Source organism: Vibrio sp. K4 (assembly GCF_051122595.1).
GTDB lineage: Bacteria > Pseudomonadota > Gammaproteobacteria > Enterobacterales > Vibrionaceae > Vibrio > Vibrio owensii.
The window spans coordinates 1,398,257-1,413,212 of the sequence record NZ_CP178577.1; the positions used below are offsets into that span (position 1 = coordinate 1,398,257).

At 47.4% G+C, this 14,956-nt stretch carries 13 protein-coding genes; all 13 read right to left on the reverse strand.

What is annotated here, in order from left to right:
- Positions 1-1,332, reverse strand: a complete 1,332-nt coding sequence (gene tssK, locus ACLIIY_RS06465; protein ID WP_434528348.1) for a type VI secretion system baseplate subunit TssK — start codon at positions 1,330-1,332, stop codon at positions 1-3.
- Positions 1,333-1,358: 26 nt separating this feature from the next.
- A complete protein-coding gene (tssJ, locus tag ACLIIY_RS06470) occupies positions 1,359-1,841 on the reverse strand; it encodes a type VI secretion system lipoprotein TssJ (RefSeq protein ID WP_005451918.1) in 483 nt (160 codons plus the stop codon).
- Positions 1,841-2,779 (reverse strand): type VI secretion system-associated FHA domain protein, encoded by a 939-nt coding sequence (locus tag ACLIIY_RS06475; RefSeq protein WP_434528349.1) that lies wholly within the window; start codon positions 2,777-2,779, stop codon positions 1,841-1,843. Before ACLIIY_RS06475 ends, tssJ begins: the two co-directional genes overlap by 1 nt.
- 3 nt (positions 2,780-2,782) lie before the next feature.
- Positions 2,783-3,586 carry an ABC transporter substrate-binding protein gene (locus ACLIIY_RS06480; RefSeq protein WP_434528539.1) on the reverse strand — a complete coding sequence of 268 codons (804 nt, stop codon included), beginning with the start codon at positions 3,584-3,586 and terminating at the stop codon, positions 2,783-2,785.
- Positions 3,587-3,598: 12 nt separating this feature from the next.
- Positions 3,599-6,205, reverse strand: a complete 2,607-nt coding sequence (gene tssH, locus ACLIIY_RS06485) for a type VI secretion system ATPase TssH (protein WP_434528350.1) — start codon at positions 6,203-6,205, stop codon at positions 3,599-3,601.
- Between the two features lie 57 nt (positions 6,206-6,262).
- Complete coding sequence (locus ACLIIY_RS06490) at positions 6,263-7,201, reverse strand: type VI secretion system baseplate subunit TssG (RefSeq protein ID WP_434528351.1); 939 nt, start codon at positions 7,199-7,201, stop codon at positions 6,263-6,265.
- 12 nt (positions 7,202-7,213) lie between these two features.
- The gene (tssF, locus tag ACLIIY_RS06495; protein WP_434528352.1) at positions 7,214-8,965 is read right to left on the reverse strand and encodes a type VI secretion system baseplate subunit TssF; all 1,752 of its coding nucleotides are present in this window, start codon (positions 8,963-8,965) and stop codon (positions 7,214-7,216) included.
- Positions 8,958-9,380, reverse strand: coding sequence for a type VI secretion system baseplate subunit TssE (tssE, locus tag ACLIIY_RS06500; RefSeq protein WP_005451929.1), 423 nt, complete (start codon positions 9,378-9,380; stop codon positions 8,958-8,960). The genes tssF and tssE overlap by 8 nt, the downstream gene beginning before the upstream one ends.
- Positions 9,380-10,774 carry a type VI secretion system contractile sheath domain-containing protein gene (locus ACLIIY_RS06505; RefSeq protein ID WP_434528353.1) on the reverse strand — a complete coding sequence of 465 codons (1,395 nt, stop codon included), beginning with the start codon at positions 10,772-10,774 and terminating at the stop codon, positions 9,380-9,382. Before ACLIIY_RS06505 ends, tssE begins: the two co-directional genes overlap by 1 nt.
- Positions 10,775-10,842: 68 nt before the next feature.
- A complete protein-coding gene (gene tssC / locus ACLIIY_RS06510; RefSeq protein ID WP_039842015.1) occupies positions 10,843-12,321 on the reverse strand; it encodes a type VI secretion system contractile sheath large subunit in 1,479 nt (492 codons plus the stop codon).
- Positions 12,321-12,824: a type VI secretion system contractile sheath small subunit gene (tssB, locus tag ACLIIY_RS06515; RefSeq protein ID WP_039842014.1), complete on the reverse strand. Its 504-nt coding sequence runs from the start codon at positions 12,822-12,824 to the stop codon at positions 12,321-12,323. The genes tssC and tssB overlap by 1 nt, the downstream gene beginning before the upstream one ends.
- 20 nt (positions 12,825-12,844) lie before the next feature.
- The gene (locus ACLIIY_RS06520) at positions 12,845-13,366 is read right to left on the reverse strand and encodes a type VI secretion system tube protein Hcp (RefSeq protein ID WP_005443647.1); all 522 of its coding nucleotides are present in this window, start codon (positions 13,364-13,366) and stop codon (positions 12,845-12,847) included.
- Between the two features lie 33 nt (positions 13,367-13,399).
- Positions 13,400-14,848 (reverse strand): type VI secretion system ImpA family N-terminal domain-containing protein, encoded by a 1,449-nt coding sequence (locus ACLIIY_RS06525; protein ID WP_039842012.1) that lies wholly within the window; start codon positions 14,846-14,848, stop codon positions 13,400-13,402.
- Between the last annotated feature and the right edge of the window lie 108 nt (positions 14,849-14,956).

Genomic DNA, 14,956 nt, shown 5'->3' on the forward strand with positions numbered 1-14,956 from the left:
CTACCTCAGTGCGTACAGCATCACTTCTAGGTCGCCTACACGTGTATCGATGTGCAGCGCCAGTGCATCGCGGTTTTCAATCATTTCTAACCAATTGCGGTCTGACGTATCCACTTCAAAATACGCTGTGCCTTGCATCGGTTTCAGTTCGCTTGGCGCAACAGGAAGCGGCGTCAGTTGCACGCCAGAAAGGGCATTACGCACAATCTCGACAATCTTGTTATTGCTGCTGAGTTTGGCAGCCGCAGGGAACAATTCGTTGAGCTCGGTGCTGCTGACGTTGGAACGGACACTGAGAACGAATCGGCGATCGGACAGGTTGTGACCATCTTTTACCAAAGTGCGAAGCAAGCGGCGTCGTTCAAACAACGAAGTGTCGAACGCAAACTCAATCACCGAGTCTTGTTGAACCAGCGTGAGCATATTGCGCAAATTCGAAAAAAGCGGATTAAAGCAATCGTACAGACGATGGAAATCCAACGGTTGGCAAGGCTCTGGAATTGCGGGTGTGGATGCCATGACTTGCGCTTCAAACTTGCGTAGCTCCAAATAAAGCTGATGGGTTTGAAACTTTGGATTCGACAAAGACAAATCAAACCACGGAAGCCAAGTGTTGAGTGTTTGCAGCCACAGGTAATCCTGCATCATCGACTGCGGACTCTTTTGTCCTTGCCCAGCTTGAATACGTTTGAGCAAGCTGGTGGCACGGTTGGACGTGAGGGCATGAATCTCTTTCAAACGCTCAACCAATAGCTGTGATGCCCCATAGTGCAAACACGCAGGAATAAAGGAGCGGTCTAGCATCACTTCGCCCGTTTCACTGCATTCCAATACTTTGGCGAAAGGAATCAGGGTAAAGCCCGAAGTGTCTTCGCCTTCGAGTTTTATCGCTATATTGAGCTGTGCGACGTCCACCTCAACGCTGGCGTTTTCAGAGGTTGAAGTATCAAACACATTGATGGTGCGTGTGAGATAGCGGCTTTGTTCCGATTCATCATTGGCGTAATCATTATTGCCTTGCAGAGAGACGGGCAGTGCTAAGTAAGCCATTTTCTCAATCGTACCGTGCGGCACATCTCTGGCGACTTCGCGTTTCAGTTCGAAATGCGTGCCATCTGGGAACAAACCCGCGCTAGAAGAGACGGAAAGCTTGCCAATTTTAAGTAGATCGTGATTGATCACCAAGTCGGTCACACCATAGTAAGGGGCATAACCAGCAAGCGTTTCGACGTTTTGTCTTACGTAGTTTTGTGTGTATCTGTCTTGTTGTTGAAAGTGTTGTGGGGCAATGAACATGCCTTCTTGCCAAACGACTTTTTTGTATGCGTCCACGAGATTTCCCTATCTACTGAATCGAGTTAAAAGACATCCCACCAAGGTGAATCTGGTGTCACGGTTTGCAATGCTGCTTTGTTACCGCTGATCTTTAACTGGATATATTGTTCTTCTTCCTGAGGCGTGGTTGTCACTACCGTCGCCGTGCTTGCATCATATTCGGCAAATTCCACCAATACGCCGATGTATTGAGTGGTCTTGTTGATGTCTAAGGTTTGTTTGCTATTGCTGTCTGGCATTACCACGGGCAGCACTTGTTTCGACACCAAGTTTGCGCCTAATAGGCTTACGTCATCGTTGTACAAATCGATAAACGGCAATTGCTTAAACTGTTGGGCATCGGTTAGTTGATACAAGCGTACTACTACGGGATTGGTACTGTTGTTAACACTTGGGTTAATCGTCTTCTCTGCGCTTACCGCCAATTGATATTGCGTCACAACCGGTGTTGGGTCAGATGAACATCCCACCAAAGCGAAAGCGAGTAAACTAAGCCAAATCTTCATCAGCTTTCCTCGCTTTGCTTTTGCATGTTTTCCATAAACATCGCTTTGAACTGGCGACGAAAATCACCGTTGTCTTGTCGATGCTGGAAATGTTTGCGGTAAATTTTCCAATACTTCTTGTCTTTGCTACTGAACAGTCCGCCAGACACAAATTCGCTAAATTGATTCTCTAGTTGGTTCGGCGCGAATTCGTTGAGGAACTGATCGAGCGTTTTGTCTAACGCATCAAACAAAGCATCATGTGCAAGCGGTGGGTTGCTAAGGTATTGCTGATTCTTCTCGGTAATCGTAATCAGCTTTTCGATGGAGGCTTCCAGCTCTGACGTTGGAAGGTGGTCTCCCGGAAGATACTCAATCTCCGTAGAACGCTCCATTGCTTGCTGCTGTTTCGACACTTCATCCACTTCAAAGTGATCCGCCAGTTCATCATCGTCGATGTCTTCAAACGGGTCGGAGGAGAAGGGGTCATCGCTCATTACATTCTGATGGGAGTAATGAACTTCCGATTTCACGGGTTCGACGATGTCACCCTCGTCGAGAAAATCGACATTGTCTTCCAGTTGCAGGTCGAACTTGCTTGCAAAGAGGTCATCAGGTTGCTCTTCGGTAGGCGCTTTGCTCGACGTGAGTGTTGATACCAACATTGAATAGCTTTCGATCTTTAAAATGTCGCCATCGTTGAGTGGGTAATCTTTATCTCTCACCATGGCTTTATCGTTGAGGCGAGCCGGGTTCTTGCCAGTACTCTTCACCAGATAACCTGTTTCAGTGAGACGAATTTGTCCGTGGATACGCGAGATGCGTTTTGATTGATCGGGCAATGCCACTTCACAAGAAGCGGAACGCCCAAACTGCCCGCCAGACTCGGGCAGATAGATGACTCTTGAAGTCACCACCTCTTCAGAGGGTACAGAAATCAAATGTATGCTGATCGCCACTTGTTATCCCTCGCATTTAGCCAACGCTGTGTTGAAAGCGGTTAAGAAACCAGAATATTTGTCCAAAAAGCGGTTAGAGAAATACACGCCCATGGGCTTGGTTTCGAATACTTGAGAATAGAAGTAATCGCTTGGAAGAGAGGCTTGGCTGATTTCCGTATGGAACACCCGTTCATCTTCCAGTGCGACGTCAATTTCTCTTTGTTTTAAAAGCCTTAGTAAAACCTTAGCATCTCGTGGCTGCTTAACGACGTTGTATCCATTACGTTTCAGCCAAAACCATGTGCTTGAGCCAAATTCTGCCGAGAACTTAAGGTTCAACTTTGACAAATCATCAAGCTTAGGCTCTACACCGGGACCAAAATACCAACGCAGTTTTTGCTCGGTAATGGGAGCAGACAACGTTGCGTAGCTGTCGTGCTCTCTGGTTTTCGGCGAGACGAAAAAACCGTGCTGTTGACCACTGTGTACGTGGAGCTGTGCGTCAGACCATTCCGTCATGGTCAGTTGGTAAGGTTGTCCCATTTCGCCCAGCGCACATTTGACGCGGTTGAGCGCAAACCCATCCATGTTTTGATTCTGGTGAGTTTGGTACGGTGCCCATTTGTGGGTCGCAAGCAGTAATCGGTCGGGACCAATCCAAACTTGCGCCCATGCTTCGAACGAGAATAGGGCGCCAAGCAAAATAAACAGCGACGAAACCAGCTTGGTTATTTTGCGGAAAAGACTCACCCCACAGCTGACCGTCGCCTCTTGAACAAGAATCGAGGTGGTGACGAGATGGGGTGAATGTACGCTTCTAAACATCATGATTCGTTACTACTGAATATCCAGTTCAAAGCCCTGTGGCGTGGACGCAGCGGTCACCGTCACTTGGCTAATCGGTTGTTGTTCGCTCAGACGCGCGATGCATTCTTCTGCCAACTTCGGCATCAAAGAGCGGTTAATGATTTGCTCAACCGCGCGACCACCTGTCGTAGGGTCGGTGTTTTTGCTGACAACCAAATCCACAAAACCTGCATCCCACGTAAAGCTCGCTTGATACTGTTCTGCCAGTTTTTTACGAATGCGGTTTAGCGCGATTTCGGTGATCTTCGCTAACTCATCATCGTTGAGTGGGTAATAAGGCACTATGGTAGTACGTCCAAGGAACGCAGGTTTGAAGTAGCGTTGTAGATCGGGACGAATCGCTTCAAGCAGTTCATCGTTGCTGATGCGTTCGGCGTTTTCATCACACACATCGCAAATCGCTTGGTCAGCGGCGTTAGAAGTCATGATGATTAAGGTGTTTTTGAAATCTACCGTGCGACCTTCACTGTCTTTGATGTGTCCTTTATCGAAGATTTGATAGAAGAGGTCATGAACGCCCGGATGCGCTTTTTCCATCTCATCCAAAAGCAAGACAGAGTAGGGATTGCGGCGAACCGCCTCGGTTAACACGCCACCTTCACCAAAGCCAACATAGCCGGCAGGCGAGCCAAGTAACATTGAGATTTTGTGTTCTTCTTTAAACTCGGTCATGTTGATAACCGTGAGATCGTTGCTGCCTCCGTAAAGCTGCTCAGCGAGCGCCATGGCGGTTTCAGTTTTACCGACACCACTTGGACCACACATCAAGAACACACCGATTGGTTTGCGATTATCAGTTAAGCCAGCGCGCGAGATTCGAATCGTTTTTGCCAGTTCTTGCTTCGCCACGTTTTGACCGATAACGCGTTTATCCAGTTCTGATTCTAGTGACAATAGGCGAGCGATTTCGTCACTCATCATGTTGCCGACGGGAATGCCTGTCCAACCGGAAATGACTTGAGCAATGGTCGCGTCATCCACCATCGCATTAACTAATGGCTCTTCTCCTTGAAGCTCGTGCAATTGGTCGAGAAGGGCATTCAATTGGGTTTGTTGAGCTTCGTCCGGCGTTTCGCTTTCTGTGATGCTTTGTTGAAGCGCTTTAATCTCATCAACCAAAGTAATCTCTTGCTCCCAACGCTTTTGGTAGTCAGCTAATTGAGATTGATTGGTGGCGATTTCTTGCTTCAATTCGGCAATTTCTTCTGCGCCTGTGCCGAACAAATCAAACTCTTTCTCTAAAGCCGACTGCTCGTTCTGTTGATAACGAATGGTTTGCTCTAACGCTTCAATCACTTCTGGCTTTGCACCTTGAGTTAATGCAATACGCGCACTAGCCGTGTCGAGCAAGCTGATCGCTTTATCTGGTAATTGGCGAGAAGGTAAGTAGCGGATAGATAGGTTAACCGCGGCATCAATGGCGGATTCAGTGATAAACGCACCGTGGTGCTTTTGCAATGAAGCCGCAATGCCTCGCAGCATTTGTTTGGCATCTTCTGCGTTTGGTTCTTCTACCGTGACGACTTGGAAACGGCGAGTCAGAGCTGGATCTTTCTCAAAGTACTTTTTGTACTCCGCCCATGTTGTTGCGGCAATGGTTTTGAACTCACCACGTGCAAGAGCGGGTTTCAATAAGTTGGCAGCATCATTTTGTCCTGCTGCACCGCCAGCGCCGATCAGCGTATGTGCTTCATCAATAAATACAATGATTGGCACATCGCTGTTTTTTACTTCATTGATGACATCTTTAAGGCGGTTTTCAAATTCGCCTTTTACGCTGGCACCTGCTTGTAATAGCCCTAAATCAAGCGAATGGAGTTGGACGCCTTGCAGCGCACTTGGTACTTCATCTGCTGCGATTCTCAGCGCTAAGCCTTCAACGACAGCAGTTTTACCCACACCCGGCTCGCCAACAAAAATAGGGTTGTTCTGGCGTTTACGACAAAGAATGTCGATGGCTTTTCTTACTTCAGAATTACGCCCAGAAATCGGGTCGATATTGCCTTCAATCGCTTGTTGAGTCAGGTTGATGGTGTACTTGCTTAGTGCGTCGTTCGCGCTTGCTGTGTTTGCGGCTGAACTTGCTTCATCGGCGCTTTGTTGCGTTGCTCGCTTAATCGGCGTTTTGTTGATTAAACCTTGCAGGGACTCGGTCGACACGTTTTGCAGTGATTCGAGGTTGTTGCCCGATACGCCCATGATGTTCTGTTGCAACAGTGCTTGAACGAGATGCAAGCTGATGATTTCGCCATGCCCATAGTTAACGGAGGCAATCATCCAAGCGTCTTTGAGAAGTTCAGTCAGTGCATGGCTGAGCGTTGGCTGGCTGTCTTGTACTTTTGGTAAGCGCTCGATGCGATTTGCCAGTTCACTCGCAAGTTGATCTTGGTTGATCTTCTGACTTTCAATCAGAGTTTTTAAGTGCGCGTCTTGCTGATTCAATAGTGTGAGCAGCCAATGTTCCGGCTCAATGGCAGCAACGCCTTGGTTCATGGCTGCACCCGCAGAGGCTTCCAATGCGCGTTTTAATTCTGGCGATAACTTGGCGACTAAATTTGTCAGCGTTACTTGTGTCATAACCTTATCCTTGTCTTTTGCGCGATAACCTTCTTTGTCGTCGCGATGTCTACCTAGCTATTTCAGAAGAATCCGAATCCGCTCTGTAGGTTTACGTTCTGGGGCGAGGCAATCCACTTCACCCAATTTCGCGGCTTGATCTGGTTGAGCAGACAGCCTTGGTTTTTCGAGATACGCACGCTTAACGTTGAGATAAATAGAAATCGGCGTGGCGTCTCGTAAATAATGTTGAATGAGCTGGCGCATGTAGCTCGCCAACTGAGTATCTCTATGAATTTGATGCAGCTCTTTGCGGTTGGCAGGCTGGATACTCACCACCAAATGTTGGTTGTAAGTCATGCACGTTTTGCCAATGAGGAAACCTTGTCCGATTCCGCTGTTGTAGTCGTCTTTCTGCCCCAAACGGGTAAGAGAACTCGCGGGTAACTGACGACGTTCATGGCTCTTAGTCGACACATCGATTTGGTAAGGGAAGTAGTCGTTAAGGATCTGCTCTAACGTTTCTAAGTTACGATGCCCCTGAGCGAACAGCAGCGAATATTGGAACAGCGCGCCGTGTTCGTGTTTCAGGTTCGCCAGTTGTTTGAGTAAATCGGTTTTCTCTTTTGCTAGCTCTTTCTGAACCAAGAGATGAGGAGCGAGTTCTAGCTGCGCGGCAAGTTCAAAATGGCGTTGATTGAATACGTCTAAAAAGTCCTTCAGTGCATGATCATCGTTATGCAACGCAAACAACAATTCTTCATAGATGTAGTTTGGGATAACCCCTTGTGCGCCAGATAGTGCTTGCTGAGCAATACGAACTTTGGCGCTGTGGTCACTGAACGAAAAGTATTGAATATCGTCGGCATCACCATGGGGCATGGCTTCTGCTTTGAGCTCTAACTTCAGCTTGTGCCCAGACTGCTTTGTCATTTGCATCAGCAATCGCATTGCTTGAGCAAAGTCGTACTCATGTGGGTTCGCTTTTAAATCGTTAATCAGTGACATCGACATCATCTATCTTCCACGCTACATCGAGCGCTGGCTCCCGTGGATTTTTGGATAACGCCTCGCAATGCCATCTTTGCCATAAAGACGAATTGTGAGCTGAATGTAGCGATCAAAACTACAGAACTGTTGGAAGAAGCGATTCAACACATCGGTGAAAGTCAGATAGTTGCCAGAGGTATCGAGAGTGATTTCAATCTCTGTGCCCGGAGAGAAGACGTTCTTGCCTAGAATGCGCATTGATGAAACTTGTGAACGCACTTTAACTGACTGAATCATCTGAATTTCATCGCTTAGCAACTGGTTGCGGCTACACAATTGCAGCATTTGCTTAAGTTGTTGAGTAGGATCTTCTGAGTGCAAAAGTGACGAGAAGTTACTGTTCAGTAGCCCGATAAATTGCCAGTGCATATTGGCATCAGATTCCCGTTCTATCGGAGCGGAAGGCGGGTAGAGCGAATGAAAATCACCGGGCAAATCGATCGGCTCTAAACATGTCATCTCACCATTGATGGTGCATGCTTGTTTGCCATTGGTACAAAGAAGGCGAGTGCCATAGAGTTTGTTGAATTCGAGCTCTTGGTTGGCGTTTAGGCTGATCGCCAATCGCAGTTCACCTGTGGAATCTTTTCGGCTTTGCCAGTAATCACAATGTGGGTCGCTTTGGTAACTGTCTTTAAACAGTGGCGTCAGCAGTTTTTGACCGCTCGACGTAATCTCAAACACATCCAAAATGTCGACCACTTGAATTTCATTATCGGTATGCGCATCGGCATTAACGGGAATGGTCAGGCTACGTTGGTCATAGCTGGTTGGTTCGCCCGTTTGCTCGAAGAGGTTCACCGCAGGCACCACATTGAGCTTAAACACTTGATTATCGAAAAGACGGATAAACTCCATCGGCAAAGAGTGCATAAACAGGTTTAATACCACAGTGGAGCAATCATGTTGCTGACAGGCTTCACCAAAGCCTTTAAGACGGAAGAACTGACGTTTCTCTTTGAAGAAGAAAAATTCATTCATCAAATGGTAGCCAGAAAATTGATTGCCTTTTTGTGGCAGAAATTGAAACTGCTTATCGCTGATTCGGCTCTTGAGCTGATTGGCAGCCAAGACAGCGTGATTCTCACCATTGATGTCGGAAATCGATATTGCGCGCGCTTCACTGAGCAGCAGTTCAACCAAGGAATCCGCATTGTTCTCGAAACCTTGAACGAAGAAGTCGAGATCTTCTAACGCTAATTGACTGAAGTGCACATCATCATCGCCAGTAGACAGAGTGAGCTGAATAACAGCGGTAGTTTGTTCACTGCCTTGTGGGCGATTGAAGTCAAAGGGCGCGCTGCTTGCCTTGGTGTCAATCAGTGCAAATGGTGTCGTTTTGAGCTCGTCCGTTGTGGTGAACAAACATGTTTTGCCTTGCGATTCGGAAGAAAAGCGTGTGCCTTTGGGAAGCGTCGTGCTGTCAGTGGAAGGGGCGTCTGTGCTCATTTCTAGATACGCCACACTTGGCACAGTTTGAACGTAACTTGGGTAAAGTACACCAAGTAGTCCTTCGACAACTTCAGGGATTTGCTCAGATAGACGCTTTTCGACGTTGGCATTCAGTAGTGCCACGCCATCCAATAAGCGGGCTAAACTCGGATCTTCGATTTGTCCCTGATGAATATTGAGGCGTTGTGCGTGTTCTGGATGTTCAGAACCAAATTGACCGAGGGCTCGACGGACAAAAGTCAGCTCTTGCTCGTAATAACGCAGTAGAGGATCACTCATACAAATCCTCCTTCATATCAGTAGTCATGTCGCTTAATGAAATCTTGGAATCAAAAATCAGCTCTTTTTCGCCCTGTGCCGTTTTGGCTTTGGCGACGATATTGAAAGCGATGGTGTTTTCTCCCGCTTTACGCTCAACAAGTTCAACCATGACTTGGCTAAGACGAGGCTCGAAATGTCGAATGTAGTTTTCTAGTTTGAGGGCTAATTGCTGGTGGTCGAGACTGGCACTCAATAGGTGCACATCCTCGATGCCAAAACGATAGTTAGAGCGCTGCACTTCGGTTAACCGATCATCAATGCTCATCAGTGACGCTTCCGAATCAAACAGACGAGTGAGGTGATATTTGATGTCCTCGATATCATCTCGACGAGTCGTAGGGGCAGTTTGCACAAAGGTACGCCAAAAACTCATTACGCCACCTCATCCAATTCTGTTGTCAGCACGACTTCGCCACTGAAATGGTCGTATTGATACTGCGGGACGATACGCAATGTACAGACGAAATTGCCCGGATGATGGTCAGAGTCGCACACGCTGATCTTTGCAAAACTCAATGGGTATTTTGATAGGGTTTCTTCGTTGGCGTACGCAACGTTACTAGAGAATTTTTCAACCCACTGAGAGAGGAACAACTCACACTCAGCAGCTGTTTTGAAGCTACCAATCATCTCTCGCACTTGTACTTTGAGATAATGTGCAATACGGCAAGACATCAATGATGTTTGGATTTGAGTGAGGACTTTCTCGTTATCAGACTCGCTGTTGTGCCAAATCGAATTGTTACCATTGAAGTAAAACTTATCGCTCAAAGGGCTCTTAGTTAGAGGGATAAAACCGCTGCGACTGTAGAAGGTCGACAGTTGCCCAAATAAGGTCACTTTGGTTTGTGGTTGAATCAGAAAATGGCTATCGCTTTGGCTTTGATTGACCACGGCACCTTGGTTGTTGTCGTTCCAACGAGATTTCAAGAAGCCAAACCAACTCACCCGTTGATGCTCTCGCATAATGGTGGATACAAACGCAAAGCCCGCATTGCCCCAAAGCCCGTTTTGCTTCTCGTTGTAGATGAATCCCACTTTGGCGTTTTGATAACGTGTACGCATGCACATTTCTGGCATCACTAAACCGACAAAACGTGCAGAGGACTTACTGCGTAAAGACTGCCACGATTGGTAATCAGGGCTGGCAAGGATCTTCTCGATTCGGTTGATATCAGACAGCCAGTCTGCGCCGGATTCGACAAAGAAATCGCGATTAGGAGCAAACAGCATTGGGCATAACGTCGCTTCACCCAAGCGGCTCAATAGCTCGACGGTGAACAAATCATCGTAGTCAGATTCGAAATCCATATCTGCTGCTACTGGCTGTGTGAACAACAAGCAGCCGAATGGATGTCCGCCCAAGGTGTTTAACTCTTGGTTGCCGATCTTGTTGTACAACTCGGACGTTTTGGTGCTGTAGGCTTGATTGACGTCTGAAGACACTTCTTCCCAATTCATATTGAGAAGCTTGAGTTGAGTGCGTTGGTAATTAACGGGCAGGGTGGCTAAGCCTTGAAGCCCTAGCCAGTTGGTTTGCAGTGCCTCAAACTCTGGGTGATGCAGTAACTCATCCATCTGCTTCGAGAGCTTATTGTCAATCTCTGCGATTAAGCGCGAAACATGTGTGATAAGCGCATCGGGATTGTCTAGCGCGGAGCGAGACACTTGAGACAATAAAGAGAGCGCCTCTTGTAAAAAGTCGCTGTCTTTATCGTCTAGCTGTGTAAATTGGGTCTGCCAACCTGAGTGATAAATCTTACTCATACTATCCTTGTGACCTAAATCGAATTGGCTTGGTCGAAGCATCCTACTTCGACCAAGCTCTATCATGCTTAACCTGGGATCTTCGCTACCATACGAACCGACGTAGTCAGCTCTTCAAGTTGTAGCCAAGGTCTTAGGTGAGCAACGGCTGAATACGCGCCCGGTTTACCCGGTTGTTCAACCACTTCAATGCGAGACTCCGCCAATGGCGTTTTCGCTCGTTGATCATTACCAATTGCACCTGCGTTGGTGTATTGATCGATCCACAGTTGAAGTTCACGTTGAATGTCTGGCGCTTCTAGATTCGAACCTAGCTTGTCGCGACCCATGACTTTCAAGTAGTGAGCGATGCGACCACTTGCCATGATGTAAGGAAGACGCGCTGAAATCGCTGCGTTTGCTGTTGCATCTGGATCTGTGTACGTCTTCGGTTGCTGTGTTGTTTGGCCGCCGATGAACACGCCGTAGTTCGAGTTCTTGTAGTGAACCAGTGGCAAGAAGCCTAGATCACTTAACTCTTTCTCGCGTTCGTCGGTTAGGTTCACTTCTGTTGGACATTGCTGAACCAAGTCGCCAGCTTCGGTCTTGTACGTTAGGTTTGGTAGGTTTTCCACTTTACCACCGTTATCCAGACCGCGAATTGCTGTACACCAACCGTACGCAGTGAACGCTTGCGTCATTTTCAGACCCAACTCGTAAGCGGCATTTGACCAAACCAACTCATCATTGCTTGATGGATTCGGGTTGCCATCTTGGTCGGTGTTTAACTCTTCGTAGCTAAACAGCTTGGTGCCAAGACCTTTCTCACCGTAAGGAAGGCGAGCTAGTGTGCGAGGTAGTGTTAGAGTTACGTAACGCGCGTCGTCACTTTCACGGAACGAGTTCCATGCAGCATAAGCCGGAGAATCAAAACCAGCCGCGACAGGTTTGCCTTCTTCGAAGGTAGTGAAGTCATTGAACTCAAACATTTCTGCGTTTGCTGCGGCAACGAACGGAGCGTGACACGCAGCGGCTACTTCACCCATGTAGCGTAGTAGGGCGACGTCTTCATCTTTTGCGCTGAACTCGTAATCACCGATGAAGGTGCCATACGGTTCACCACCTGCTGTGCCGTATTCGCCTTGGTATACCGCGTTAAACAGTGGGCTACGGTCGATGGCTGGCGCATCTTCAAATTGATCAAGCAGCTCGTCTTTGGTGTAGTCGACCATTTTGATTTTCAGTGAGCGTCCTAGGTCGCTCTCTTTAACCAGTTTTTGCAGACCACGCCATGAACCTTCTAGCTTTTGGAAGTCATTTTCTTGCATGACTTTCGATAGCTGTTTAGAAAGCTTTTTGTCGATCTCTACGATGGCGTTTTCAATCGTTTTGGTGACGTTCTTGTCCCATGTTACTGTGCCGCTTAGCGCTTGCTCTGCCAACACTGAGAACAGTTCTTTCGTCGTGTCCGCTGGCGTTTGTGTGGTCGCTTCGATTGCACGATCCAGAAAGCTCAACGAAGCTTCAGTCGCTTCTGCTTGTGGTTGGTTTTCAACTTCCGTCGTCATTATTCTGCTCCTTCTTTCTGGATGCCTAGCTCATCGGAAAGGGCGTTGATAGTGTCTGCACTTTGCAGCACTTCCTTGAGTAGTTTCTCTAGATCACGAGAACGGTCCGCTTTTGAAAGCAGCACTTTGAGTTGGTTACGAGTCTCAACAAGCTTCTTGAGCGGTTCAACTTGCTCAACGATGGCTTCAGGCTCGAAATCTTTCATTGATGAGAATTTCAGACTCGCTTCGATTTGGCTGTCGTCATCAACCAAAACGTTGTCCACTTTGAGTGATAACTCAGGGCCAACGCGTTTCATGACAGTATCGAAGTTGTCTTTGTCGACGTTATAGAAGGTGCGATCTTCCACTTCTTCTTTGTCTTGCTTGTGACCCGAATAATCACCGACGACTCCCACCACAAAAGGGAGTTCTTTGGTTTCTACTGCGCCATTCGTCTCGACATCGTAAGTAATACTTACACGGTTTTTGCTAACTCGCTTGTGTTGGGAGTTCAGTGCCATAATGGTATCTCCTTATTCCATTAAGAAGCTGTCGAAGTAACTTTCGCTGTCGTTGCGTCAAAGCCCACTTCAGGACCTTTCTCGATTTTGCCGCCTTCGCCTTCGATGTAGTACGCTTTCGAAATCTCGGTGTATGTCAGGCTGAATGATTCATTTGGCAGGTGACCATCCGACGCGCCCATGTTGTAGCTCGACATACGTGCTGCGCTCAGTGTCAGGATTAGGTATGGATCTGCACCAGAACCTTCACGGTTTGGTTTGGTCATCACGATTTCGATGGTTTTACCTTCACCACCTGGTGCGTAAAGGAAAGTCGTTAAGTATGGCGTTGCACCATCACAGCCACGAGTGATGTTCACTTCACCTAGCGCGACCATGCCTTGGTCTGCGTTGTTCGCGTTACCGACGTCGATACCAACGCCACGAACGGCACTCCAGTTCACTGTATCAATAGCAAAAAATCCATCCTTGCCACCGATCTTATCTACCGTTGCAGCACCTTTTGGCGTAGTGCCATCAATTCTCATGTAAATAGAAGCCATTTGGTTCTCCTTTGCTTATTAGCATTTTTTGCTTCACCACTCGAAATCGGTAATACCGCTCGACGATTGAGTAGTTTTTACTTCTGGTTGGTTGGTTGTATTAGGAGTGTCGCTTTGCTCTGACGTTGTAGGTTCAATTGACGTTGCACTTTGAGACTCCTCATTAGAGGTGTTTTGAACCTCAGACACAGAAACGGTTGGAACCGGCTCTGGCACTGATTGTGGTTCAGGAATTGTCTTCAGAATGGTTTGTTCTAAGTTGTCCATTCCGGTGAGTTGATTGATATGACTCAGAACTTGGCTGTTGCCGCCAGTCATTTCTTGGAGTAGTTCTGGCAAGCTTAGATAACCCCATCGAATCGCGCGCTCTAACAAGAACGGAACAGGGCTGTGTGGCTCAGTTTGTTTGAAGTAATCGGCGAGCTTTCTAAGTTCATGAAAAGCGTGGTCGCGATTTTGGATCTGGCCAGCGATATTCATCGCGGTGGGTGCCGCTAGCTGGTGTATTTCATTTGAAGGAGTCGGCTCTAGCAACGGCGTCGTCGTAATTTGCTCTGCTTCTGGCTCTGATGAGGTTGGTGCTACTTCTGCATTTTCAGTTGCCTGATAGGTTGTTTCAGGAGAGTTTGATTCGACGGGGGGAGCCTGAGCTTCTTCGGCAATCAATCTAAATTGATCATCTAGCGGCCATTTAGAAAACTTGTCTTCAGTGAGATAACGGATTGCGTTAATCAGCTCCGCAATGTTTTCTTTGATGAATTTGAAACTTACAGGAGTTGCATTAACGGGTTGGCACTGTTGAGCGATGGCTTGTTCTATAGCATCGAGATTTTGATAGGTTTGCGCCAAATCCATTAAGGTGTCTTGCGTGTCAGCGTTGAATAGGTTTTGCGCTTTAGTTTTGATTTCGCCAAGCGAACCGTTGCGCTCTGCGCGTAGGTAATCACCAAAGGTGACATCGTCAATCAAGCCAATCAACTGCAAAGGCATATACAGGGCAGTGGTATCGTGAGTTTCGCCGACAAGTTGTAGCAGAGGTTTCATCCGGAACTCGGCTCGTTCTCTAGCGATGCCAGACTCTTCTGCGCTTTTTAGTTTGTCTTCAGGAAGGAACGGATTGAGCGAGTCCCAAAACTGCTCCACGGTGCTTAGAAGCACTTGCGTTGCGTCGGCAAGATTTCGATAGGGAGCGTCAGTGAACAACTGACTGGTGATATACCAACCTAGCAGCTCCAAGTCTTTGCTCGACTGAGTGAGGGCGTGGTATGTCGCTGTACGTAACTGTGCCCAGTTGTCATCATTGCTTTCAAGCAGTGCTTGATCACTGGATGCATCAGGCGTTTCAACCAATTGGCGAAACGATGATTGCGCGGCATTGTAACTGTTTCTAAGTGCTCGATAGGCACTTCTATCAAGCTTCAGATAGACACCACTTGGCGAGCCATCTGTGATCGGAGCCAAAAGACTATCAATATTAACCATATTCAATCCATGAATTATTGTTTTATTAAGTCAGAGATAAATCCATTACTCTGGTTTCATAGTTTGTAAACTTGAGTCTAGTGAGAATTTTCTGAAATAGCTGAGAAA